Genomic DNA, 25,012 nt, shown 5'->3' with positions numbered 1-25,012 from the left:
TATTTTCAATTATTCAAAAGTAAGGAGCCTGTTGAATAATAAAAATGATAAATGTCATCTCTTAATTTTAGTAGGTTGAGACTCAAATAAAAAACCTCAAAGTTTTTTTGCTTTGAGGTTTGTGATTTAAGAATTTGAAAGAGTTAATTATTCGTCTACCTTTTGATTTAAATTACGTAGTTGTGCTAATTTTTCCTTCCAAATATCAAGATTTTCCTTGTGTATAGCAATGTTTTTACGCACTTCTAATACAATTGAATTTTCTTTCTTAGCATTTTTAGTATTGGCAAAAAACTGGATGTTATTTTCTAATTGGAAAATTTCATTCTGCACTTCGTCTATTTTTCTAATGATAAAAATTTTCTCATTTTCTATTTTGCGAGTATCATTATTTTCAGATAAACTATCAATTCGATTTGAGAAACGAAGTAAATCGCCCTCTTTTTTGCTTAGACTTAATTTATCAAAAAGAGCATCTAATATTTTATTGAATTTCCCTTCGATATGTCTTCTTTGAAAAGGTACTTTACCAAAGTTTTTCCAAGTTTCGATATGTGCTTTTATTGCATCTAAATCAGTTTTGTGGTCACCAACTAATTGGAATTCTCTAATGGTGTCTAAGTAGGCTTTCTTTTTGTCAAAAGCTTCAATTTCTTCGCTGTTTTCTTCGTTTCTAACTTCTTTTAATCGGTCAAAATAGTGATTACAAGCAGCTTTAAATTCTTTCCAAACTTTGTCAGAGTATTTTCTAGGAACATGACCTATTTGTTTCCATTCCTCTTGAATTTTCTTCATGATTGGAGTTGTAGCAGCAAAGTCGGTACTTTCTTGTAATTCTTTAGCTTTGGCAACCAAGGCATTCTTTTTGGCTAGATTGTCATTCTGGTCTTTTTTTATTTCTTTATAAAAAGAATTTTTAAGCGCATTGAAATTTCTAACAGCTGTTTTGAACGCAGCCCAAGTTTCTTCATTTACATCTAACGGAACTTTTCCGGCATTAAAGAAAGCGGTTCTTAATGCTTCTACTTTTTCGATTTGTACTAACCATTGTGAATGGCTATTTACTTTTATGGTGCCTAGATTTTCAATTTCTGCAATGATTGCTTTTTTATTTTCTAGGTTTTTAACTTCGTTTTCTCTTTGTTTTTCAAACAATACTTCTCTTTTGTCATGAATTTGTTTGGTGTAGTCACTAAACTGATTCCAAATTTGATCTCGTATGTCTCTTGAAACAGGTCCAATATCCTCTTTCCAGATGCGGTGTAAATCTTGAAGTTCACGGAAAGCTTTATTAATGTCCTCTTCGTTAACAAGTTCAGCTACACGTTCTATGATTTTTTGTTTTTGCTCAAGATTGTGTTTGAAATCTAAATCACGTGCTTCACGGTCTAAGTGCAAATAGTCGTAAAAATTCTCCACGTGAAAGTGGTAGTTATTCCACACATGATTATACTTATCTTTAGGAATAGGTCCTGCGGTTTTCCATCGTTCCCTTAATTCGTTAAAATGTTTTAAGGTGTCTTTAATGTTTTCTTGTGGGTTGATAAGTTCTTTTAGCTCTTCGACAATTGCCAAACGATTTTCTAAATTTGATTTCAAGTTGCTTTCTAAACTCTTGAAATGTGCATTTTTTTTGTTTTTATATTCGGTATAAAAATGATCAAATGTTGATTTTAAAGGCAGATGATATTGAAAATCCTCAGTTGTATCGGGATTTTCAGCATGATATTCTTCCTTTTTCTCTTCGATAAAATGATTGTATTTTGCTAAAAAAGCTTTTTTAATTTCATCAATATGGTCTTTGATAGACATTACTTTATCAGTTGCCACAAGTTTTTGTAATTCCTCGACTAATGCCTCCATAGAAAGGGTGTCATAGTCAAGCATAGGAATTTCATGGCGTTCCTTTAAAGTTTCGTCTTCACTTTCTTCAGCATTCGATTCTTCAATAGCATTTAGCGCTTTTTGATTTTCGTTTACAACTGTGCTCTGTTGTTCTTCTGCTTTCTGTTCTTCTGCACTTGCTGCTGATGTAGATTCATTTGAATCTGTAATTAAATTTCCATCTGCATCTTGCAGGTTATCGTGTTGTTCTTCTAACATTGGTTCAATGTTTAAGGTTCGTAATTATGAACACGAAAGATAGTGAAGAGTCGTTGAAATACAAAACAATTCTTTTGATTAGGTGGTTTTTGTATGAATAAAGCGAATATTTGTATGGAATATAGATAAAAATGAACTACTTAAGGCTAATTAATAGGATTATGTAGTAAAATGTAATACTAAGGTAATTAGTGTGTTAGCAAGTGAAATAATTGGGTTTTATTTAAAATAATTTCTTAAATTAGGTTGTCTAAATCGATGTTTCTTTTCAAAGACTGAGTTGGGTTTGAAAGGAATATCATAAATTATAATTCCTATCAAAAAGAAAATTAAAATAGTAAAAAACAATATTCAAGAAAAATTGAATAGCGATTCTATTTTCACCCATCGAAGGTTAAAATTCATTCCTAATTTTGTCATTAATATAATTAGTTTTTTGGTAGCCTTGATTGTTATTTTAACAGTATTGTATTTCTTAGTTCGTTTCTTGACAAATGTTTTTTATAATTCATAATTGGGTAGTTTATTGATTTTTTGATGGAATAAAAAGTTAAATAATTTAAAAAATAAATGTATTTTATAGTTTATTAGGTCGGAAAATAGGAACTTTGTTTGTTCTTAAAAAAATGTATTAGTAATAATACGCTATTAATAAACCATACTTAATTAAAATTCTTGTGAATAAAAAACAAAAAAAAATCGGGTTGTACTCCTTAGCTGTACTCGGTATTGTTTCAATTGCTTTTGGATATACTCAATATGTTAAAAATTCAAATAAAGATATTGCTTTAGATTGTAATGATTCAAATTCAGTTTCTAGAGGAGACTTGTTTAAGCCTACAATCGAAAACAAAAATAATAAACCTAATATTGCGGCACCAAAAGGAATGGTTTGGATTCCTGGAGGAGAGTTTTCTATGGGAAGTGATGTTGCTGATGAAAGTTTGTGTAACATTAAAGGGGTTACTAAAGATGCTACTCCAATTCATCGCGTGTATGTAGACGGTTATTGGATGGATGAAACCGAGGTTACTAATGATCAGTATGAAGCTTTTGTGAAAGCTACGGGTTATGTCACTGTAGCCGAGATGAAGCCTACTGTCGAAGAATTTCCTAATATTCCTGAAGAGTATTTGATTGCTGGGTCGGCTGTATTTAAACCTACTCCAGGAAAAGTTGATTTGAATAATTATATCCAATGGTGGGACTTTAGAGGAGGAGCCAATTGGAGACATCCAGAAGGTCCAGATAGTACTATTAAAGGAAAAGGAAATTATCCTGTCGTGCATATTGCGTATGAAGATGCTGTAGCTTATGCTCAATGGGCAGGAAAGCGTTTGCCAACCGAAGCGGAGTGGGAATTTGCTGCTCGAGGCGGAAAAGCAGGAGATTTATACGCTTGGGGTAATACCTTAAAAGTAGACGGTAAATTTCAAGCTAACATTTTTGAAGGTGAATTTCCTGTTGCTAAAGGAGATACTGGAGAAGATGGTTTTGTGGGTATTGCGCCTGTAAAACAATACAAACCCAATGCATACGGATTATATGATGTGGGAGGAAATGTATGGGAATGGGTTTATGATTGGTATAGCGAAACCTATTATGAAGAAATTAGTAGAGACGGAAAAGTGGTTCGTAATCCCAAAGGTCCAGAGACAGCTCCCTATGATATTACAGGGAATAATGAAAAGAAACGTGTACATCGAGGAGGTTCTTTTTTATGTACTAGTGAATATTGTAGCCGATATATGGTAGGAACGAGAGGAAATGGAGAAATCAGATCGGCAGCAAATCATTTAGGTTTTAGATGTGTTAAATAGTTTAGGATAAACTTAAAGTAAACTATATAAGTCAAACCCGCAAGAACAATTTGTTTTTGCGGGTTTGTTTTGTTAATGAGTATCCTATATTTGATTCATTTTAAGTTGGTTACTAAATGTTTCTTATTAATTCTTTATATTTATAGAAAAGAATAAGCAGAATCCGATAAGAAAAAATGACTACTAGACTATAAAGTAAAATTATTGATTTAGGTTGTTACTTAGTATCGGTATTTTTTTATAGTTAGCTTAAAAATGAGTAAATTATAGCATAATTAATATTTTAAAGATGGATTTAAATATTATTTTAATGTTTTCGGTACTCTTGGCCACAATGGTTTTATTTGTCTTTGAAGTTTTCTCCATTGATAAGATAGCCTTTTTAATCATTGTGTCATTAATATTATTAGGGTTGGTCACTCCAGAAGAAGGTGTTAGTGGTTTTTCAAACAGTGCCACGATTGCAGTGCTATCCCTAATGATATTGGCTATTGCTATGGAAGAAAACGGTGTTATTCATTGGCTCACATCGGGTATGGAAAAAATAAAATCTTGGCCTATTTTCATAATAGCTCCCGTTTTTATGATTGTTACCGCAAGTATTTCTGCTTTTATTAGTACAACTGCTGTAGTGGTTGTTTTCATTAAGATTGTCAAACAACTTTCAGAGAAATATAAAATACCACAATCAAAACTCTTATTGCCAATTTCTTTTGCGGGTATATTAGGAGGTTCTTGTACATTGATGGGGACAACAACAAATTTGATTGTAAACGCTGTTGCAAAAGATCTAGGGGCAGAAAAATTAGGTTTTTTTGAATTTTCAATTTTAGGGATTACTTTTTTATTAGTGTCTATTGTATTTATTACGATTACGCTACGTTGGCTTCCTTGGGATAAGACAAAAAAACTTACCACGGATTATGAAATTGATGATTACATTACTAAAGTTCGGATTCATCCAGATTCACAATTAATAGGGAAAACAATTGAAGAAAGTTTTTTACTTGAAAAACTAAATGTATCACTCCTACAAATAATTAGAAACAACCTGATTCATAATTCTCCAGGTAAATATATTACATTGAAAAAAGACGATGAATTGCTTTTAATGTGTAATATCGAAAATTTAGATCGTATTAAAAAGTCAGATAATTTTATTGTTAATAATGATAATAATTTGGACACTTTAGAGTCTGAAGACGAAAAAGGAAATGATAAGGTGACTAGTGAACTTAATGAGAGTGTTTTTGTTGAGCTTTTAATGCTTCCAGGAGCTGCCTTATTGGGTAAAACTTTGGGGAGTTTGCGTAGCTTTATGTTGCAAGGCGCTATTCCATTGGCAATAAAGAAAAGAAAAACCTTTATTAGCATCAAAGAAAAAATCCTAAAAAACAGTATGAGTCCTTTGTTTTTAAAAGTAGGTGATAGATTATTAGTTGAAATTTCTAAGGGAGATCTTCCTGCGCTCCAATCTATGGAGAATGTAGTTTTGTTACAAGAATATTACACAAGTGTAAGGAACCCTAATTTCAAGAAATATTTTTCATTAAGCGTTTTAATTTTAGTAATTGCACTAGCAGCGACAGGCTTATTGTCAATAATGGTAAGTGCTTTAACGGGGGTTTGTATATTACTAGTGACCAAGAATCTAGACTTGAAAACAGTCTATAAAAAGGTGAACTGGCAAATATTTTTCTTGCTTGCCGGTATGATTCCGTTGGGTGCCGCAATGCATAATACTGGTGCGGATATTTGGATTTCCGAAAAGCTATTGTTTTTTTTAGGAGGACAAGATAATTATGTAATTATTGGTTCCCTTTTCTTAGTTACAATGATATTAAGTGGTGTAGTGAGTAATAACGCTACTGCAATTATTATGACGCCAATTGCTATTTCGTTAGCACAAGGTCTAAATTTGGATTTTAAGCCTTTTATATTGACCATCATGTTTGCAGCAAATTTTAGTTTTTTCACTCCCATGGGATACCAAACAAATACTTTAATTTATGGAATTGGGAATTATAATTTTAAACATTTTTTATTAATAGGTGGGATGCTAAGTATAATACTATGGCTATTAGCCACTTTTTTGTTAGCCAAAACGATATAAATTGTAAATTATGGACGAAAAATTTTCAATAGAAGAAACCTTGAACGCACTCTGGGATAAAGTGGGGGATTGGGCAAATGAGATCATATTTAAATTGCCAAACTTTATTATGGCTGTTTTTATTATGGTCTGTTTTTATTTTATAGCGAGATCGATAAAAAGAGTTTTGCAGAAATTTTTATTGCATCGTATTGCTCAAAAATCGATACAAGATATATCAGCTAAAATTGCTTTTATAATAGTGATTTTTATAGGCTTTTTTATCTCTTTAAGTGTATTAGGACTCAATAAGCTTTTAACGAGTGTTCTTGCTGGTGCTGGTGTCATGGGGTTAGCGATTGGTTTGGCGCTTCAAGGGACTTTAAGTAATACTTTTGGTGGTGTTGTTTTATCTTTTATGCATAAAATTAGAATTAATGACTACATCGAAACGGATGATGCCAAAGGCTTTGTTTCTGAAATAAGTCTAAGAAATGTGGTGTTGCGACAAACTGATAATAATTATGTGATTGTTCCAAACTCAAAATTCGTTGAAAACGCATTCACTAATTATTCCATTAGTACTCGAAGTAGAATAGCGGTAAAATGCTTTGTGAGTTATGATAGTAACCTTCAAGAAGTAGAAGATTTAGTGATTCGCATAATAGGTGATAATTTTAAGCAAAAGGAAGGGGAATATGTAGAGTTCTTTTTTACTGAATTTGATGATTCATCCATCAATTTTATGACACGATTCTGGATTGACATGACTAAAATCAAGCAAGAGCATAGCGCACGTCATAAAGCTATAAAACTAATAAAAACTCATTTTGATGCAGAGGGAATTGTCATTCCATATCCTGTTCATACTGTACAAATTGAAAAAAAATATTTTAATACCGAAACAAGAACTGAAAACAACGAACAAGAAGATGACTTGACAACCTAAATAAAAAAAATAGTCCAGTTGAACTACTTTTTATTCTGTTTGCTGGTTTTGTATTTGAGTTTATTTAGTGCTTAAAAAGGTAATTGAGCTAAGTTCGTTTTGGAGCTTAAAAATCCTATATAGCAAAACTTTTAATTCAGTTTTAATCGTACGTACACATGTTTTATTCCTTTTTTGTCGGAGTCTTTCTCGTCAATGTCAAGAATATCTGTTAACGATTTAAGCATAGGCGTAAGTTTCGCAAAACCATAATTTCGAGGGTCAAATTCGGGTTTTTTCTTTACGATTAGGTTTCCTACATCGCCCAGAAAAGCCCAACCGCTATCGTCGGCGATATCCTCAATAGAATCTTCAATAAGGTCAATCGTTTGGGTGTCAATTGTATTTAAATTCTTGGTAGCAGATTTTTTTGCTCCTGTAGGAGGAGGGGGGGCAGGTTTTTTGGTCTTTTTCTTAATGGCACCATCCAAAACTTCGATATAAATAAATCGGTCACAAGCTACAATAAATGAGTTGGGTGTTTTCTTTTCGCCAATCCCTATAACTTTCATCCCAGATTCTCTAAGACGAATCGCTAGTCGTGTAAAATCACTATCACTAGAAACAATACAAAAACCGTCCACTTTATCAGAATACAGTAAATCCATCGCATCAATAATCATGGCCGAATCCGAGGAATTTTTACCCACAGTATAACTGTATTGTTGAATAGGAGTGATGGCGTGTTCCAGTAAAACACTTTTCCAACCGTTAGCGTTAGGTTTCGTCCAGTCGGCATAAATACGTTTGGTGGTAGGAGTACCGTATTTTGTAATTTCCTCCATCATGCCTTTTACATTGCTGTAAGGCACATTATCAGCATCAATAAGTACGGCGAGTTTTAATTCTTTTAGTGACATAATCTTCATTTGAGAGTGATAAAGATAATCATTCTTAAGTTTTAAAAAAGACTATTCCTTCATTTAAACTTTTGTTAACAGCAATTTTTAGGAGCACCACTTTCAGACTTTTATTCAAGATTGCTCCAGTTGTCCACTGTATCTCTAGCTCCGAACCCCGGAGCTAGAGGATGCCGTTCCCACCTGGGCTAGACAAGAACGAAAGCGTTTTTTAAGAATGTGTGCAAGAATCCTGTCCCTTCAATTTAGTTTCGGTTCATTAAAGTTCGAGAGTGTTTTTACTTTAACTCAAAAAAAAAGTAATTGTCATCGGTATGTTGAGTTTTAAAACATAAAAGTCAACTAAGAGCAGATAAGATTGGCTGTAAATTATTTTAAAGTACAATTAAGTGTAGCCCAAGGATTGATAAAAAATCTGCTAAAATTATTTTATCTGTTCAATCTGTGTTCTAAAAATTTCTCCATTGTAATCTATTCCATTTTTTTTATTTAGGATGTTGATTTGAATTTTCGCTCAAAAAAAGCCTTTGAACTATAAAAGTTTTCATTTTAAAGAAGTAAATTTGAGAAAACAGAAAAACTTAGAATTATGAAAAGAAATGCAACCGCAGTTTGGAAAGGTTCCTTAAAAGAAGGAGCAGGAGTATTAACTACACAAAGTAAAACCTTAGAAAACACTCAGTATTCTTTTAATTCCCGTTTTGAGGAAGGGGTAGGAACTAATCCAGAAGAATTAGTCGCAGCAGCTCATTCGGGATGTTTTACGATGCAGCTGTCTGCTTTTATCAGTGAAGGGGGATATGAAATTGAGAGTATTGAAACTAAATGTGTAATCAACTTAGTAGAAGGAACTATTATCGGTTCTCATTTGATAGTAAACGCTAAAGTAAAAGGGATTTCGAACGAAGTCTTTCAAGAATTAGTGACTAAAGCCGAATTGAACTGTCCTATTTCAAAATTGTTTACTGCTGAAATTACTTCAGAAGCGACATTACATTAATTATAATAACTATTCAAAATATATTGTATCGAACCCCTGGGGTGTAATTTATCAGATTCACTTAAATTAGGTTATTCCAATTTAAGTCTAAAGTTTTTTAGAACCAAAACAGCAGTCTGAACTATGCCTGTCCTGAGTTTGTTGAAGGCCTTGTTTACAGTACATTTTTGATAAGTTCAAGACGACCATTGGTTAAAAATATCAAATTATTTTTTTTCAACGGCTTTTACTAATTGTATTTTTACGAATAGAAACATAAAAACAATCCGATTGCTTCATACCAAGGAATCGGATTTTTATTTTAGTTATCCTGTCATCAAATAATGATAAGCAAAAATAAGTCTGAGTTTCTAGCCTACATCGTACCTAGTCGCATTGTGTTTTAATAATGGATGTATTGTTATTACTAGTATTGCAGTAAATCCATTTTTAAACTTTGTACTCATTTAAAGAGGCACATTCATAATAACACAAAAAGTTGTTTTTCAGTAAAATAGATGTTATTTTAGAAGAAACAAACCCCGAAATTGCTCAAAACGAGTCAAAAACGGGGTTTTCTTTTAAAGTGTGATGGCAAAAATAGTACGTTTAAGCGAATTTCAATACAAATTTTCAATTTTTACTATCAATGAAAATTTTGATAGTTTTTACGCCCAATTTTTAAAAACGGATTTGGGTAAAATATACCTTTCAATGCCTTTTTCTGAGCTTAGTCAAGCCTTCAAATTGAAAGATTCTAACAAAGGGACTCATTGTTATTTTAGTCCCAAGGGTAAGATTGCCCTGATGATGTTAAAAAATTACTACGGTTGCTCGGATAAAAAACTTATTGAGCTTTTGAACGGTAATATTTTCATGCAGTTTTTTTGCGACATTCTAATTCCTATAGACAAGCCCCTGACTAATTTTAAAATCGTGAGCCAAATCAGAATGGAACTCTCCAAAGGTTTAAATATTCGAAAGAGTCAAGAAATATTAGCTAAAAACTGGATTCCATTTATGAGTGATTTGGATAAAATTTTTACCGATGCCACTTGTTACGAAAGCGAGGTACGCTTTCCAACTAATCAAAAACTACTATGGGAATGCGTACAATGGAATTACAAACAAATGGAAGCCTTATGTGGTATGTTAAAAATCAAGTTACCAAGAACCAAGTATTTGGATTGGTGTAGACGCTATAATGAATATTCTAAAAAAAGAAAAAAGCAATCAAAACACCGTACAAAAGTAACCAGAGGACTGTTGAAATTATTGTACAAACTTAACGCTGAACTCAATAAAATTGAGAATCAAAATTCTTTTGAAGCTACTAAAAAATACAAAAACCAACGTTCTCTAATCGCTAAGGTGTATCAACAACAGTCTCAAATTTTTAAAACAGGCAAAAGTGTTCCAGATAGAATAATAAGTATTAGTAAAAGCTATATTAGACCTATTGTAAGAGGTAAGGAAGTAAAACAAGTTGAATTTGGAGCCAAAGTCAACAAAATCCAAATTGATGGAATTAATTTTATAGAACATATTCAGTACAGAGCTTTCAATGAAGGTACACGTCTTCAAAGCACGGTTTTTTGCGCTCAAAACTTAACCAAAACTAAAGTAAAAATGCTTGGTGCTGATGCAATTTATGCCACCAATAAAAATCGAACATTCACCACTTCAAACAACATCCAAACCGATTTTGTGCGAAAAGGAAAAGCTGGCAAAAATGAAGAACAGCGTAAAATCTTAGCTAAAGAAATCAAAAAAGAACGCTCCACTCGATTAGAAGGAAGTTTTGGAAAAGAGAAAGAACATTACAATCTAAAAAAGATAAAAGCCAAAACCCAAAAAAGTGAAATGCTTTGGATCTTCTTCGGAATACATACAGGAAATGCCCTGGAAATAGGAAGAAGAATTCTCAAGCAGCAACAAATTTTAGCAGCCTAAAAAAACAAAAAACACCTCCGTGGAGAACGTGCGTCTAGTCAATACCTAAAAAAGACTTTTTTGATACATCAGAGTCCGTGAAAAATAAAAATGACCAATTTTGAAACTGAAATTTGGTCATTTTTTTTATTTCTTGGAAAAAATAGGATTACTTCTGAATGTGCCTAAAGAGTGCTACTTTTTGATAAGTTTCTCCACTTTGGTGGCTTTTACATTTCCAGTTTTATCTTTTGCTGTTATTTGGATCATATAAATACCAGAACTAATATTAACCTCATGAGACAATGAATGGAATCCTATTTCGAATGACTGGTTGTTTATAATCGTATTTATTAATTTTCCATTTAGGTCGTATAATTCAACATCCAAATTGATTTCTTGATTAAGGTTAAATTCTATATTGAGGCTGTCTTCAATAGTAGGATTTGGGTATATGATGATATCACTCCCTATTGTTTTTATAAAATTTTGGGTACTTAATGGCGGCATCAAATACCTTGGACCAGTATTCTTTTCGGTAACATATGGTTGTATTGTAGCGCTTGCATCATATTCCTCACAACCAACATCCTTTGATGTAATTAATGAAGGTCTTGTTGTTCCTATAATGTCTAGTTTAATCTCATGGTCGTAGGTTAGATTGGGTATTGTAGATAATGGAAGACTCATGGATTGTGCTGCATTAATCGCTGGACTGGCAGCTGCCAAACTATAATAACCTTCAGGATTAAGGCTTAGATTTGGATTTATTGCTGTAATACCGCTGCTAGGTGGTGTAATTCCTAAAGTTCCATTTGCAATATTTCCTATCCAAGTTTCGGTTCCAGTGGCATTTATGAATAAACTACCTTTCGTGGATTCGAAAAAGATGTTATTGGCTAGGGTGATATTTATGGGGTCATAGGTAGGATTGTTACTTCCTAATATTACATAGGCACTTTTGACGATAGTATTAAAGGCGACAAGTACATTTTCGACTCTATCGGTGTCGTCTGCAGGAATAAATATGGATCTATCTGCTAATTCGTTGAAATAATTGTTGTAAAGTATGTGATTCTTTCCTTCTTGAACCCGAACGCCACCTTTATTTTTTATAAAAAAGTTTCCGTAAACAATAGCTTGGTCACCATGGCGAAGCACCAATTCACCATAAGGATTGTCCATGAATGTGTTGTATCTATAAATACATTGCGTTGCTTTGTGCGATATAATTTCGCCATCACCATCACATTTGGTGAAATAGCAATATTCTACAATAGACCTACTTTGGTTGGCGGCTGTGGTACTAACTCCTATTCGAATAGGTTCAACGCCAGCGTCACCGCCATAGTTGCTTCCAACAAAGTTTTTGAAGGAACAGTATTGTATTTTGTGATAACAAGGATTCGTCCCGACTAAAATTGATAGGATATTTTGATCGGGGGTATTTATTCTATTTTCAAAATTGCAATACTTTACGGTTACATATTGACAGGCATTTTGAATTATTAAATACTTATAACTGGTATATCCCGAAATATTGATGTCCGAAACAATAGTGTTGCTCCCAGAAATACTAATAACATTATTGGTTCCTATGTTTCCATTTTTATATTGAAATCCACTAAAATTGATAGAATTCCCAGACATCGTAACACGCGAATTTCCATTGAAAATTACTTCGCCAAGAGTAACAGCAGTAACTGTAATATTGCTTTTAGTGATATTCATGTATATGTTAGAAAAGGTGCCTGAGCTCCATTTTATGATATCACCCGATGCCGCTGAATTATGAGCTGAGTCAAAGCTAGCTTGAGAATTCACAGTAATTGTGGCCGAAAAACCAATAGAAACCGAAAATAATACTAATGCAGTGAAGATTTTTTTTAACATAGGTGGTTTGTTAGTTGTAAAATGTATTCCGAATTTTATTCGTTTTCTAAAGTTATAACAATTATTCTGTAAATCATAAATTTTGGTTTTTAACTTGTTGAATATGTAGTTTTTATATGAATTAACGCGTTGGGTGAAATTCCCCATATTCGCACCAAATTGACTCCTTCAGCTAACGCTTGCAACACATAAAAAATACGTAAATTAGTTTAAATAGTTTTTACAGCAATTATGTGTTTAAACTATTTTTGAAAGATATAAAATAAGCGACTAATTGGTTGAGCAATAACTCATTATGTAAAGCCTATGTTTATTAAAATAAAATTGGTAAAAGTGTGGAAATTTTTGGTAGAAAATGAATTATAGATGATGCCATATACAGTGTTTTAGACATTATTGATACCGAATTGATTTTTTGTGTTTTTTAGGAAAGTTGTTAATTCGTAACGTTTTTATTTAATTTTTTATATAATTAAAAATTTTCTATTAAAATTTTAAGGATTTCACTTTTATTAACCGAATGAATTATTATTGTAAACAGTTGTATATCTTTGCACTAACAATAGAATAGTATATATGAAAAAACTGACTATCGGATTTATCGGACTTGGCCTTATGGGCGGAAACATGGTTGAAAATCTGCAAAAAAGAGGATTCGAATTAGTAGTAATGGATCTTAATAAGGATGAGGTTGCCAAAGTTATCGCGCGCGGTAATGCAACTGAAGCTTCTACTCCTAAAGAATTAGCTGAAAAAAGTGATATCGTAATGTTGTGCCTTACAACTTCTGCAGTTGTTGAAAAGGTGATTTACGGTGAAGAAGGTATCTTAGCTGGAATTAAAAAAGGAGCTGTTTTGGTTGATTTTGGAACTTCAATTCCTGCATCAACTATCAAGATTGGTAAAGACTTAGCCGAAAAGGGAGCTGGTATGATAGATGCCCCACTGGGACGCACTCCTGCACATGCAAAAGACGGACTGCTTAATATCATGGCTGCTGGAGATAAGGAGACTTTCGAAAAAGTAAAACCAGTTCTTGAAGAACAAGGTGAGAATGTATTCTACCTAGGAGCTCTTGGTGCTGGTCATACGACTAAATTGATCAACAATTTTATGGGAATGACAACTGTGGTTGCTATGTCACAAGCTTTCGCAGCAGCGAAATTAGCTGGTGTAGACACGCAGTTATTGTTTGATATTATGTCTACTGGTCCTTCTAGCTCTCCGTTTATGAAGTTCTGTAAAAATTATGCTGTAGACAACGTTAGTGATTTAGGTTTCTCTATCAATAATGCAAACAAAGATTTGGGGTATTTTGTACAAATGATGAATGATCTTGGTACAACTTCTCTAATTGCTGAAGCTACTTCTACAAACCTTAAAGCGGCTGTAAGTGCTGATATGGGGAATGGAAATGTTCCAGAGATTTTCGATTACTTCATGAAGCTACAAAAATAGTTGTAAAAACGAGTTTTTTAAGCTGAACGAAAATAAGATTAAAAATACACTACCACTAAAAATCAATTATCGAAAGAGTTGGTTTTTGGTGGTTTTTTTTTTTTGATTGTTTTATTCTTTAAGCACCTATTTTAAGAGCTTACGCAAACTATTCCCGTAATCAACTAACTATTTTATTCCGAAAATGTAAGTGATTATAGTTTTGTGCGTTAGGCTAAAATTGAAGGAGAGAAAAGTCAGAAGGCTTTGAGAAGCATATCCGTTTTATTACCGCTTTTAAAGTCTCAAAGTCTGAAGACTTTTCGGAGAGGAGCAACATTAATTATTTTACTATATACTTTGTCTTATTTAGGTTTCCGCTACTTTCAAACAGTTGTAATTCCATTCCTTTTTTTAGATCTCTACTAGCAGTTGCTGATGATAGGTCTTTAAAAGTATTCATATAATCTTTTCGGGTAAATTCTTTTAATCCAAGTTTTAAGAAATATTCTAATCTATCTGTATTTTTTAAAACTCTATTGTTGTAATTAAGTAAGTTCTCAAGAGATTTGTTTATTACATCAAGCATATATTCAATAAAGAATGTTGATTTTCCAGCTTTATCACTCAATGCAAGAGATTTGTAATATTCATCCTGCGTTTGGCTAATTAAAGTTTCAAAAGGCAAGAATTCAAATACAGGATATTGGTTCATTAAAATTAAAGTTTGCCACAATCTTCCCATTCTACCATTACCGTCTAAAAATGGATGAATGAATTCCATTTCGTAATGAAAAACACAGCTTTTAATTAAGGTTAATTCTTCAGAATCGTTGAGGTAATCAAACAAATCTTTCATAAGAAAAGAAACATTTTCAAATGGAGGAGCAACATGTTCCACTTTATTTCCTTTAACTATTCCAACTCCTTTTGTCCTGTATTTCCCAGCACTTTCAATCAATCCGTTCATTAATAAAAGATGGGCTTTTAAGAAGCTTTTATCCGAATTGTATTTGTATTCATTAAGTTTTTCGTAAACCTTTATAGCGTTTAACACTTCTAAAACATCTTTTTCTGGACCGATAATTCTTTTATTGTCTATTAGCGCTGTAATCTGTTCTTCTGATAGTGTATTACCTTCAATCTGTAAAGATGAATAAATTGTTTTTATTCTATTCTGTTTTCTTAATTGCGGAGATTGTTTACTCAGATAATTAGCATTTACTTCTCCTAGCTTTTCAGAAATGGAAGTAATTAACTTGAGAATTTTTGGAGTAATATCATATGGCGGCTTCATTGATAGTATCATTTGATAGTATCAAAAGTAGATTTTTAAAATTGAACGTCCAAATGTTTTATTGCCAAACGTTCTGCAAGAATGGGGGAATGGATTCGCGCAGGAGCGGCTCAGACTGATAGTATTGGTTTAGTTAATTAGAATACTTGATATAGGTTTTTATTTGACGTCATTGTTTATTTCTATCCAGTATCCATTTGGGTCTTGAAAGTAAATCTGTTTAATTCCATCTTTTCGAACGTAAATTTTATTCGGGACATCGTTCCAGTCAGAAAATTCAATTTTTAAATTATTTAGATTATCTATTAAGGAATCTAAATCAGAGGTAGATAAAGCAAAATGAACAGCTTTATTAATTTTTATTTCAGAATTTGGATGAGGAATAAGGTGAAGTTGTTTTCCTTCATTTAATGACAACCACCTTGTTTTAGAGTCAGAAGCTGTATTCTTAATTTCTTCAAGTTTGAATAATTTTTGATAAAATTCGACTGATTCGTTAACATCTTTTACAGAAAGTGCTAAGTGGTTAAATGAGAAATTAGGCATTATTAAATTTTATTAGGAGATAGAAAATTATTTAATTGAAAGTTAGTAACTATTCAGGTCAATTTGAATTTTGAGCTAAAATAGTTGTTTTTGATACTATTTATCAGTTGTTAACTTTTTTTGTTTTTTCAGAACGAAAATTCGATTTTACTAATTTTTAGCTTATCGATTTGACCTGAGTAGCTTTTTTCAAATGTATGATAACGTCAGTCTGTGAATAAAACTAACATTTAGTTCAATCAAATATAAGTAATTAATTTTATTGTTAGAGAGAATAGCTAGATGTTTAAATATGCAACTAATCAAGGAATTGTTACACAGGTCGAACTGTACCTAACATTATTACACGTGCTGCGCAAATGTCTCAGACTTTGCGCAATTTTAAAATGTTGTTATAAACGAAATCGTTCTAAAGTCTCCTGACTTTTGCACAAAATGTTATTTTTAAGAGGCTACTAATTGATACAGTTATTAACCGAATTATTGACGTTTTGAATCCAGCATCATTCGCTCAATGCAATTAACAAGATTAGTCAAAAGTCAGGAGACTTTGGGACGAATTTATTTAATAAGTCGATTTTGAAAATTTCGCAAAGTCATGAGACTTTGCGAAGCGGGTTATTAAAACCCATTTAAAAATATTTAATATCAAACTCATTTTTTCTTCTCAATTTTATCTAATAATTCTTTTGCGTCTAACATTCCGTATTTCGATGCTTCTGTCAAATACTTACGTGCATTAATCGTATCGTTTAAATGATAATATGCTTCTCCTGTCCAACTCATTGCATTTGGCAAATCTTCTACATATTTCATTGCTTCTATTAAGTCCGTTATTGCAAGGTAATATTTTTTTGAGTAGACATATGAAATACCGCGTTCGTATTGAATTTCGTATTTCCGAACATAATAGTCAGAATCTTTATCCCATTCATTTGGTAAATTGATAATCAAGTATGTGCTATCAGATTTAATTGCTCCTTTTGTATTTAATGCTTTTGTATAAAATTCAATTGACTTTTCGTATTGTTTAAGTCTTTTATGATTGTTTCCGATGTTCATTAAAACCAATGTATTGTTTGGTTCAAATGCTATAATTTTTTGATAGTCCTTAATAGCTCCATTGTAGTCTCCAATTTCAGATTTGTCAGCTCCTCGGTTTAATAGTGCAGGTCGAAATTTTGGGTTCTTTTCAATTGCTTTATCTAAAAATGGAATTGCTTTTTCATATTCTCCTTTTTGCTCTAAATCGAATGCAATATTATAGTAATCATCTGCTGTTTTTAAATCACAAGAGATGAATATTATGAAAGTCAGTAGTATGTATATTTGGTTTTTTTGCATTACTTACAACGTAAGTCCACTTTGAGATGGCTGGAAGTTTGTAATCGCTCAATTTTCGGCTTAACGAAAACTTGATGCGAAACGGTAATTCCACTAAATTCCAGCTATATCAAAATGGCGGTTAGCAGTAGCTTTTATTCTTTTAGATTGATGTTTTTATGAACTTCTTTTCCTAAAGTTACGCTCATTTTAAGATTAGTTATAAAATCAGAAAGTTTGTTCGCTACATTTCGTTTTGCATTATTTATTTCTTTCGACATTTTTGGCAGTTGCTCAATTGACGTTAAAAATTCCTGTAAATTTATTAGAGATTTTTCTATTTGGGCTATTAAAAAATCTAATGAATCACTAGCCTCAATAATATCCTCTTTTTTATTATCAAAATCTGATTTGTAAATCATTATTAATTTTGAAAAAGAGTCTATTCCTTTTTCAAAATTAGTCATATAAATTGGTATTTCAGGTTCAATTCTTTGAGCAAAATTATTCATACTTTCTGCTGTACGCTCAAATATATTTCTTTGCACTTTTATAGATAGTGGTTGATTTTTATTTTTAGCAACTAATTTATTAATTTCACTAGTTTTTTTATTCATCTCTGAACCAATCCAAGACGTTGCATCTGAAATTATTGTCAAAGATTGTGTAGAGGTTGCAAAGCTTTCTTCAATTAATTCTTGAAAATCTAATACGCCCAATTCTTCCTCAATTTCTATAATTTCTCTCTGTTCAGTTTCAGAAGGAATCTTTTTTTCTATAGTTTCATAGGTATTTTTAGATTTTAAATTTTCAATTCGTGTAGGTATATGTATCCTTAAAAACCTGCTAAGTTCCTCCTTTACAATAAAGTCCCAATAAAGTACGTTTTTTTCTCCTAATGATGATTTGAATAATTTTACTTTCCCTAATTGTTCTGTGTTTATATCATCTAAAGATTTTGGTGTAGCATTTTTAAAATATAGTAAAATTTGAATTGAATTATTATCTTCTTGAAATTTTTGATATGCTATATTAAATTCTTCTTCTGTTCCAGATCCAAATTCACTTGTTGGTGTTCCAAATCGCATCCATAATAAACCAATGAACAAATCGTAAGTTGGTATGTCATTATTAATTATATTTTGCACTCCATTATTACTTATTGCAGGTGCAGAATTTGTTTCCCATTTTAATAATTCTAAAACTATATTGTTTTGATTACCATATGTCAAATTCAGTTCCTTTATGACATCATTAATAGATTCTCTTTCGTCATAAAGATCTGAAGGAGAGGCTAGAAATATTCTATACTTTGTGATTAATTCTGGCATATAATTTTTATTTAAATTTTCAATCAATTAGTTTGGGATGTCGCGTGAGAGAAAGTTACTGCTAACTTGTATATATGTATGACAAAACCATACAAAGCCACCCAACAAATATGGGTACATGTGTATAACAAGTGTCATACTTTATTTATTTTCAAATATATTATTTTTTTCTTACAAATCATCAAAAGGATTTTTTATTTGTAAGATATTTTGCAGTCTGATATTATGGAAATAAACACGTCCTATCTAGCCCTGATTACTTCACTTATATTGACTTTAATCGGAGTTCAGTGAACTTCGTTTGAGTCGATATCCTCCTGCAGCGGAGCGGAAGGAGATAAAGGCGATAGCAGGAGGGAAGCTGGTTTTGAAAAACGGGATTTTCAGCTCCTAAAAACGAATATAAGCGGAATTGCAACAAAGGGAGCTGTTGCTATTTTCTAAGTTCGTACCTTTGCGCCTTTAGAAAATAGCATACCATGATTAAATTAGGAAAATACAATGCATTGAAGATTTTACGTGATACTCAAGTTGGGTTGTTTCTGGGGGATCCAGAAAAAGATCCAGAGGGAATTCACGATGTCTTATTGCCAAATAAATATGTGCCCAAGGTTTTCGATATAGGCGAGGAGCTTATCGTTTTTGTCTATCTTGACCACGAGCAGCGTCCTGTTGCCACTACATTAGAACCTTATATTTTGTTGAATGAATTTGCGCTTTTGCGTGTAAATTATGTCAACCAAGTAGGGGCTTTTATGGATTGGGGAATGGAAAAAGATATTCTGGTTCCGTTTAAGGAGCAAGCCCGCCCGATGGAAAAAGGGAAACGTTACCTGGTGTATTTGTACATGGACGAGAAAACAAACCGTTTGGTAGCATCGAGTAAAACGAATCAGTTTTTGAAAAACGATGTCTTGACAGTTGAAAAAGGCGAAGAAGTCGATTTGATTGTGTCGCACATCACTGAACTGGGGATTAATGTCATCATCAACGAAAGACACAAAGGCTTGTTGTACAAGGATGAGGTCTATGATGATGCGATTCGTACGGGAGACCGTATGCGTGGATACATCAAAAACATTCGTCCTGATAACAAAATTGATGTTTCGTTACAGATACAGGGCTACGAAAACGTAGAGCCTAATGCCGAAAAAATATTGGACGAATTGCGAGCAAGCCGTGGATTCCTTCGTTTGAACGACAACTCACATCCTGAAGACATCAAAACGGTTTTGAAGATGAGTAAGAAAACATTCAAAAAGGCCATTGGTGCTTTGTACCGTGAAAAAAGAATTGAGATTAAGGATGACGGGATTTATTTGATTGAGCAGCAGAATGGTTAATCGCTTATTCGTTTAATTGTTTAATCGAAAAATACGATTTGACATAGAATCTTAGTATCTCAGGACTTTCTACGTTTAAATGGTATAAGTAATACAATAGTAGTTTTTTATTGAAAAAGGTTCTCGATACAAATTTTCTGAAAAAGCTATTCGCATTTTCTGAAAATTCACTCGAACTGACGTATTTAGGATTGATCCGCAAAAAGGTATTGAAGAAAAAGCTTAGCAACTTAGAATCTCAGAAACTTATGCAAAAAAAGAAAGACTAATCCTTGCGGGTTAGTCTTTCTCTTTTACAGCCTTTCTTATTTTGGAATTGCTGTATATGTTTAATAAAATGAAACTTTAAAAGTTTCGTTCTCGTACTCTTTCTTTATCTTTTTTAGCGACTACAATTTATAATGAAGCCATTTCACATTTTAACCGCAGGTTGGGTTTGACGTCTTTGGATTTTACTTATTCATTTTAATGATTTTTTGTATAATCAAGTATAGTAATCCAACAGGGTAACCATAGGTGCTACTTCCGGTCAATCGTCATAAAAACTAGTGCTTCCCTCATGGGCTCTTCTCTTCGGATGATTAAATTTAGTACCGTACAAAAAAGAGTGATAAAGCTTGATGTGTTTTTCAAATATTCTTTTTTTAGGTTAATAAATCAGTGAAGTATGCTCTAGCTAGTTAGGATTGTAAATATTTGACCAATGCGCTAACTAACTATGTCTAAATTAGTAAAAAAAATATATTTAAACATACAAAACGCATTTTATTTTTTGTTTTTTAACAGTTTTTAGCGTTTAACGGGATAAAGATTACTGGGTTTTCATAGGTGCTTAATAGTAGTAAATGCAAAAAAATGATTTATTTTTACGCTGTAATTATTAAACGAATTTTAGCATGGATTGGATTACTGCCAAAGAATACGAAGATATCACATATAAGAAATGCAACGGTGTGGCGCGAATCGCCTTTAACCGTCCGAATGTACGAAACGCATTCCGCCCTAAAACTACTTCTGAATTATACGATGCGTTTTACGATGCTCAAGAGGATACCTCTATAGGGGTAGTCTTGCTTTCGGCTGAAGGTCCTTCTACTAAGGATGGTGTGTATTCTTTTTGTAGTGGTGGTGACCAGAACGCTCGTGGCCATCAAGGTTATGTAGGTGAAGATGGGCAACACCGTTTGAATATTCTTGAAGTACAACGTCTCATTCGTTTTATGCCTAAAGTCGTTATTGCAGTTGTTCCAGGTTGGGCAGTAGGAGGAGGGCATAGTTTACATGTAGTTTGCGATATGACCTTGGCAAGTAAAGAACACGCTATCTTCAAACAAACGGATGCTGATGTTACTAGTTTTGATGGTGGTTACGGTTCTGCGTACCTTGCCAAAATGGTAGGGCAAAAGAAAGCTAGAGAAATTTTCTTCCTAGGTCGCAATTATTCCGCTCAAGAAGCTTTTGAAATGGGAATGGTCAACGCTGTTATTCCGCATGACGAACTAGAAGATACCGCTTACGAATGGGCTCAAGAAATTTTGGCTAAATCGCCAACATCAATCAAAATGCTGAAATTTGCCATGAACCTTACTGATGATGGAATGGTTGGCCAACAAGTTTTTGCTGGAGAAGCCACAAGACTTGCCTACATGACCGAAGAAGCTAAAGAAGGACGCAACGCCTTCCTAGAAAAAAGAAAACCAAACTTTGAGAAAAAGTGGTTGCCATAAAAAGAGTTTCAAGTTTCAAGTTTAACCTTGTTAGAAGTTAACTTGAAACCTTAAACTTGAAACAAAATCAAACAAAACAAATAAAATGAAACATTGGATTGAAGCAGCAAGACTACGTACTTTACCATTATCAGTATCTGGGATAATCGTAGGGAGTATGTATGCACTTGCACACCCCACAACTGATATATTAACCCCAACTGAAGTATTCAACTGGAGACTCTTTGGTTTTGCCATATTGACGACTTTAGGACTGCAAATCCTTTCTAATTTCGCCAATGATTATGGTGATGGAGTCAAAGGAACGGATAATGACGATAGAGTAGGGCCTAAACGAGCTATTCAAAGTGGTGTGATATCGCGTAAAGCAATGAAGCAAGCCATCGTAATTACGGCTATGTTGACATTACTTTCTGCTGTCCTATTGATTTACTTTGCCTTTACGGATACCAATATTTTTTATACACTGTTCTTTTTAGGATTAGGGATTTTGGCTATTATTTCGGCTATTCGTTATACTGTTGGGAATACGGCTTACGGTTATCGTGGTTATGGTGACTTGTTTGTGTTTGTATTTTTTGGTTTGGTCAGTACTTTAGGGGTGAATTTCTTGTATTCTAAGGAAATCGATGCGTTGCTTATTCTACCAGCTGCGGCTATTGGATTGTTAAGTGTTGGAGTGCTAAACTTGAACAATATGCGTGATGAAGAATCGGACAGAAAATCAAATAAAAATACCATTGTAGTTAAAATTGGAGGTGCCAAAGCTAAAATTTATCACTATTTTTTGATTGTATCGGCGATGGTTTCCGTACTTATTTTCTCTATCTTAAGTAATTTTAAATTTGATCAATATATCTATTTAGTAACCTTTATTCCTTTACTTAAACATTTGCATACGGTCTCTAAGAATGAAAATCCTAAAGACCTAGATCCTGAATTAAAGAAACTGGCTTTGAGTACATTTGCCTTGGCTGTGTTACTTTCATTGTGCATAATTTTCTTCTTTTCGGATATATTAGTGAACTTGTTTTTAGGAGGAAGATAGATTTAAAGAGTGATTAGTGAGTACTGCGAATCAAGGGTTGAAATAGTATCCTATAGTTCTTAGTGTTAAACCTTACAGGTTTTAAAAACCTGTAAGGTTTGCTTTGAAAACCAAAAGTTATAAATTCAATTCATGATTCGCATGAGTAGTAATTAGTAAAAAGATACAAATGAAAATAACATTTTACGGTCATGCATCCCTTGGAATACAAGTTGGAAATGTCAATATTATAGTAGACCCATTTATTACAGGAAACCCCAAAGCGGCTCATATTGATATCAATACGCTCAAGGCAGATTATATTTTGTTAACCCACGCACACGGAGATCATGTTTTGGATGTCGAAGCCATTGCTTCAAATACAGATGCTGTGATTGTTTCAAATGCTGAAATTGCAGGTTACTACGCATCCAAAGGTTTTACAGCCCATCCTATGAACCACGGCGGAAGCTGGGATTTTGATTTTGGAAAAGTAAAATATGTCAATGCAGTACATTCTAGCTCATTTCCTGACGGTACTTACGGCGGTAATCCTGGAGGTTTCGTCATCGAGGGTGAACGTAAAAACATCTACATTGCAGGTGACACCGCCTTGACAATGGATATGAAATTGATTCCAATGCGTACCAAATTAGACTTGGCAATCTTACCTATTGGTGACAACTTCACCATGGATGTTGAGGACGCCATCATCGCCTCAGACTTCGTGCAGTGCGACAAAGTGCTCGGGATTCATTACGACACTTTCGGTTATATCGAAATTAATCACAAGGAAGCCATTCAAAAGTTCTTTGATAAAGACAAAGATTTAATGTTGTTGGCCATTGGCGAAAGCATCGAATTATAATTTTTTTGGAGCTTAATCCTGCTGTCCGCTATATCTTTTTATTTTTGAAAAAAAAAATAAAAAGGATGCCGCTTCCATCAGGGCTAGGGCATATCGTTATTAAACACATTTATAGGTGAGAAAAATATTTTTATTGCTATTCGTTAGCATTTGTTTTCAGTCGGTTTTTGCTCAAAAAGAAGGTTATTGGGATAAAGACCGTGCCATTACCAAAGAAATTAAAGTTTCGGCACGCGACCGCATTGTCATCAAAACCGATGATTTGCCTACTGGAACCACTGAACTTATCTATAGGATTACGCTGCTGGATGAAAACCAACAAATGGCGGGGAGTTTGACTTCCATTCTAAAGGCTATTCCTGACCCAACAGGAATTAGTCAAGGTTCGGCGGGAGCTGTGTTTTTGATGTCTAAAATTTCAGGAGACGACAAATGCAAATACGCCATATTCAATAACAAAGAAGCCGCAACCGACTATCAAAAATCGGGCAAAACCATTGACGCTTGTTTGGTGCAAGACACACCAGTAAGCAAAGATGCTAAAAGACTTTCTATTGATAAATCGACTTGTTTGAAATACAATTCGGGGACTATTTGGTTTGGTTTTGAAAGCACCAATTGGATTATGAAACAAAAAATAATTCTCGAAATTGTGCCTTGGGTCGATAGCAAACTCAGTCGTGGCTGGACTGTCGAAAACCGAAAATTCATCATCAATCAATGCAAAACTTCGGCTTTAGCAAGTAGAATGACCAATTCGGATGATTTTTGTATTTGTTTGGAAGAAAAAATCCAAAAAGAATACCGTTTTGACGAATTTCAAAAATTACTAACCATCGAACAATCCAAAATCTATAAAGACTTTGGAAACGCTTGTTATGGTGAAACCACAGTTTCTAAAACTGTTTATGCTGATTTACGTTCTGCGGCAGCTACAGCTGTCAAAAAAAGAGATTATGCTTTAGCAATCAAAAACTACAGCACCATCATCAACGACAATCAAGGCAGTGTTTTAGATTACTCCAATTTGGGGTATTGTTACTTGATTACCAAACAATACGGAAAGGCGCTCAAATACTTAAAAGAAGGAGAACAAAAAGACAGTACCGAATTGTTTGTTAAGCTTAATTTAGCGCACGCTTATTTATTGAATGATAACTATTCCGCAGCCAAATCAATTTATAAAGAATACAAAACGCAAAACCTTACGGATAGCCTAAGTTGGACTCAAAAAGTAAAAGACGATTTTATGTTTTTCCAAAAATTAGGATTACCATCTGGAGATTTTGATAGGGTTTTGAAGTTGTTTAAATAAGCTTTAGAAAGATTTTTGAAGGTAGATTAACGATTTTTGATTTTAGATGTGCGAACCTGATAAAGTCAATGAATTTTTATGTGCTAACGCAAAATCTGAAATGCTTCACCTGTTCGCTGACGCTCGGGTCA

The 25,012-nt window shown here is 33.1% G+C and carries 18 protein-coding genes; 11 read left to right on the top strand and 7 right to left on the bottom strand.

All coding sequences use genetic code 11. The annotated features are described in order from the left end of the window. Positions 1-147: 147 nt before the first annotated feature. On the bottom strand, positions 148-2,103 hold the full coding sequence (locus SLW70_RS13385; protein ID WP_320889056.1) for a DUF349 domain-containing protein: 1,956 nt from the start codon (positions 2,101-2,103) through the stop codon (positions 148-150). A 677-nt stretch (positions 2,104-2,780) separates the two neighbouring features. Here SLW70_RS13385 and SLW70_RS13380 point away from each other — a divergent pair. The 3 genes from SLW70_RS13380 to SLW70_RS13370 all read left to right on the top strand — a co-directional run bounded on the left by SLW70_RS13380 (position 2,781) and on the right by SLW70_RS13370 (position 6,964). After that, positions 2,781-3,923 carry a formylglycine-generating enzyme family protein gene (locus tag SLW70_RS13380; RefSeq protein ID WP_320889055.1) on the top strand — a complete coding sequence of 381 codons (1,143 nt, stop codon included), beginning with the start codon at positions 2,781-2,783 and terminating at the stop codon, positions 3,921-3,923. 289 nt (positions 3,924-4,212) lie between these two features. Next, a complete protein-coding gene (locus SLW70_RS13375; RefSeq protein WP_320889053.1) occupies positions 4,213-6,036 on the top strand; it encodes an SLC13 family permease in 1,824 nt (607 codons plus the stop codon). Between the two features lie 10 nt (positions 6,037-6,046). Beyond that, a complete protein-coding gene (locus tag SLW70_RS13370) occupies positions 6,047-6,964 on the top strand; it encodes a mechanosensitive ion channel family protein (protein ID WP_320889051.1) in 918 nt (305 codons plus the stop codon). Positions 6,965-7,095: 131 nt separating this feature from the next. Here the strand turns inward: SLW70_RS13370 and SLW70_RS13365 are convergent, their stop codons facing one another. After that, positions 7,096-7,863, bottom strand: a complete 768-nt coding sequence (locus tag SLW70_RS13365; RefSeq protein WP_414458227.1) for an NYN domain-containing protein — start codon at positions 7,861-7,863, stop codon at positions 7,096-7,098. Positions 7,864-8,452: 589 nt separating this feature from the next. Here SLW70_RS13365 and SLW70_RS13360 point away from each other — a divergent pair. Further along, the gene (locus tag SLW70_RS13360) at positions 8,453-8,863 is read left to right on the top strand and encodes an OsmC family peroxiredoxin (RefSeq protein WP_320889047.1); all 411 of its coding nucleotides are present in this window, start codon (positions 8,453-8,455) and stop codon (positions 8,861-8,863) included. 570 nt (positions 8,864-9,433) lie between these two features. Then, entirely contained in the window at positions 9,434-10,795 is a 1,362-nt protein-coding gene (locus SLW70_RS13355) for a transposase (protein ID WP_320888441.1), read from the top strand. Positions 10,796-10,969: 174 nt separating this feature from the next. On the opposite strand, the gene SLW70_RS13350 is transcribed toward SLW70_RS13355, so the two are convergent. After that, positions 10,970-12,667, bottom strand: coding sequence for a chondroitinase-B domain-containing protein (locus SLW70_RS13350; protein ID WP_320889043.1), 1,698 nt, complete (start codon positions 12,665-12,667; stop codon positions 10,970-10,972). 576 nt (positions 12,668-13,243) lie between these two features. Between SLW70_RS13350 and SLW70_RS13345 the strand changes: the two genes are divergently transcribed. Beyond that, complete coding sequence (locus SLW70_RS13345) at positions 13,244-14,125, top strand: NAD(P)-dependent oxidoreductase (RefSeq protein WP_320889041.1); 882 nt, start codon at positions 13,244-13,246, stop codon at positions 14,123-14,125. A gap of 322 nt (positions 14,126-14,447) precedes the next feature. Here SLW70_RS13345 and SLW70_RS13340 read toward each other — a convergent pair whose 3' ends face one another. The 4 genes from SLW70_RS13340 to SLW70_RS13325 form a co-directional block, all read right to left on the bottom strand. Further along, a complete protein-coding gene (locus tag SLW70_RS13340; protein WP_320889039.1) occupies positions 14,448-15,401 on the bottom strand; it encodes a Fic family protein in 954 nt (317 codons plus the stop codon). 159 nt (positions 15,402-15,560) lie between these two features. Further along, positions 15,561-15,947 carry a VOC family protein gene (locus SLW70_RS13335; protein WP_320889037.1) on the bottom strand — a complete coding sequence of 129 codons (387 nt, stop codon included), beginning with the start codon at positions 15,945-15,947 and terminating at the stop codon, positions 15,561-15,563. A 654-nt stretch (positions 15,948-16,601) separates the two neighbouring features. After that, positions 16,602-17,291 (bottom strand): tetratricopeptide repeat protein, encoded by a 690-nt coding sequence (locus tag SLW70_RS13330; RefSeq protein ID WP_320889035.1) that lies wholly within the window; start codon positions 17,289-17,291, stop codon positions 16,602-16,604. Between the two features lie 134 nt (positions 17,292-17,425). Continuing rightward, the gene (locus SLW70_RS13325; protein ID WP_320889033.1) at positions 17,426-18,601 is read right to left on the bottom strand and encodes a DUF4062 domain-containing protein; all 1,176 of its coding nucleotides are present in this window, start codon (positions 18,599-18,601) and stop codon (positions 17,426-17,428) included. A 479-nt stretch (positions 18,602-19,080) separates the two neighbouring features. Here SLW70_RS13325 and SLW70_RS13320 point away from each other — a divergent pair, with 479 nt between their 5' ends. The 5 genes from SLW70_RS13320 (at position 19,081) to SLW70_RS13300 (ending at position 24,881) form a co-directional block, all read left to right on the top strand. Then, a complete protein-coding gene (locus SLW70_RS13320; protein WP_320889031.1) occupies positions 19,081-19,944 on the top strand; it encodes a S1 RNA-binding domain-containing protein in 864 nt (287 codons plus the stop codon). A gap of 896 nt (positions 19,945-20,840) precedes the next feature. Then, positions 20,841-21,671, top strand: coding sequence for a 1,4-dihydroxy-2-naphthoyl-CoA synthase (locus tag SLW70_RS13315; protein ID WP_320889029.1), 831 nt, complete (start codon positions 20,841-20,843; stop codon positions 21,669-21,671). Between the two features lie 85 nt (positions 21,672-21,756). Next, the gene (gene menA / locus SLW70_RS13310) at positions 21,757-22,719 is read left to right on the top strand and encodes a 1,4-dihydroxy-2-naphthoate octaprenyltransferase (protein WP_320889027.1); all 963 of its coding nucleotides are present in this window, start codon (positions 21,757-21,759) and stop codon (positions 22,717-22,719) included. Positions 22,720-22,888: 169 nt separating this feature from the next. Beyond that, positions 22,889-23,566, top strand: coding sequence for a metal-dependent hydrolase (locus tag SLW70_RS13305; RefSeq protein ID WP_320889025.1), 678 nt, complete (start codon positions 22,889-22,891; stop codon positions 23,564-23,566). A 115-nt stretch (positions 23,567-23,681) separates the two neighbouring features. Beyond that, a complete protein-coding gene (locus SLW70_RS13300; protein ID WP_320889023.1) occupies positions 23,682-24,881 on the top strand; it encodes a hypothetical protein in 1,200 nt (399 codons plus the stop codon). Positions 24,882-25,012 lie beyond the last annotated feature (131 nt).

The organism is Flavobacterium sp. NG2, assembly GCF_034119845.1.
Classification (GTDB): Bacteria; Bacteroidota; Bacteroidia; order Flavobacteriales; family Flavobacteriaceae; genus Flavobacterium.
This window is presented reverse-complemented; position numbering and strand designations above follow the sequence as displayed.

Coding starts and splice junctions, on each gene's coding strand:
- SLW70_RS13340 (WP_320889039.1), bottom strand. CDS start 15,401: ATGAAGCCGCCATATGATATTACTCCAAAAATTCTCAAGTTAATTACT.
- SLW70_RS13315 (WP_320889029.1), top strand. CDS start 20,841: ATGGATTGGATTACTGCCAAAGAATACGAAGATATCACATATAAGAAA.
- SLW70_RS13385 (WP_320889056.1), bottom strand. CDS start 2,103: ATGTTAGAAGAACAACACGATAACCTGCAAGATGCAGATGGAAATTTA.
- SLW70_RS13345 (WP_320889041.1), top strand. CDS start 13,244: ATGAAAAAACTGACTATCGGATTTATCGGACTTGGCCTTATGGGCGGA.
- SLW70_RS13360 (WP_320889047.1), top strand. CDS start 8,453: ATGAAAAGAAATGCAACCGCAGTTTGGAAAGGTTCCTTAAAAGAAGGA.
- SLW70_RS13320 (WP_320889031.1), top strand. CDS start 19,081: ATGATTAAATTAGGAAAATACAATGCATTGAAGATTTTACGTGATACT.
- SLW70_RS13370 (WP_320889051.1), top strand. CDS start 6,047: ATGGACGAAAAATTTTCAATAGAAGAAACCTTGAACGCACTCTGGGAT.
- SLW70_RS13325 (WP_320889033.1), bottom strand. CDS start 18,601: ATGCCAGAATTAATCACAAAGTATAGAATATTTCTAGCCTCTCCTTCA.
- SLW70_RS13335 (WP_320889037.1), bottom strand. CDS start 15,947: ATGCCTAATTTCTCATTTAACCACTTAGCACTTTCTGTAAAAGATGTT.
- SLW70_RS13355 (WP_320888441.1), top strand. CDS start 9,434: ATGGCAAAAATAGTACGTTTAAGCGAATTTCAATACAAATTTTCAATT.
- SLW70_RS13375 (WP_320889053.1), top strand. CDS start 4,213: ATGGATTTAAATATTATTTTAATGTTTTCGGTACTCTTGGCCACAATG.
- SLW70_RS13330 (WP_320889035.1), bottom strand. CDS start 17,291: ATGCAAAAAAACCAAATATACATACTACTGACTTTCATAATATTCATC.
- menA (WP_320889027.1), top strand. CDS start 21,757: ATGAAACATTGGATTGAAGCAGCAAGACTACGTACTTTACCATTATCA.
- SLW70_RS13305 (WP_320889025.1), top strand. CDS start 22,889: ATGAAAATAACATTTTACGGTCATGCATCCCTTGGAATACAAGTTGGA.
- SLW70_RS13350 (WP_320889043.1), bottom strand. CDS start 12,667: ATGTTAAAAAAAATCTTCACTGCATTAGTATTATTTTCGGTTTCTATT.
- SLW70_RS13365 (WP_414458227.1), bottom strand. CDS start 7,863: ATGTCACTAAAAGAATTAAAACTCGCCGTACTTATTGATGCTGATAAT.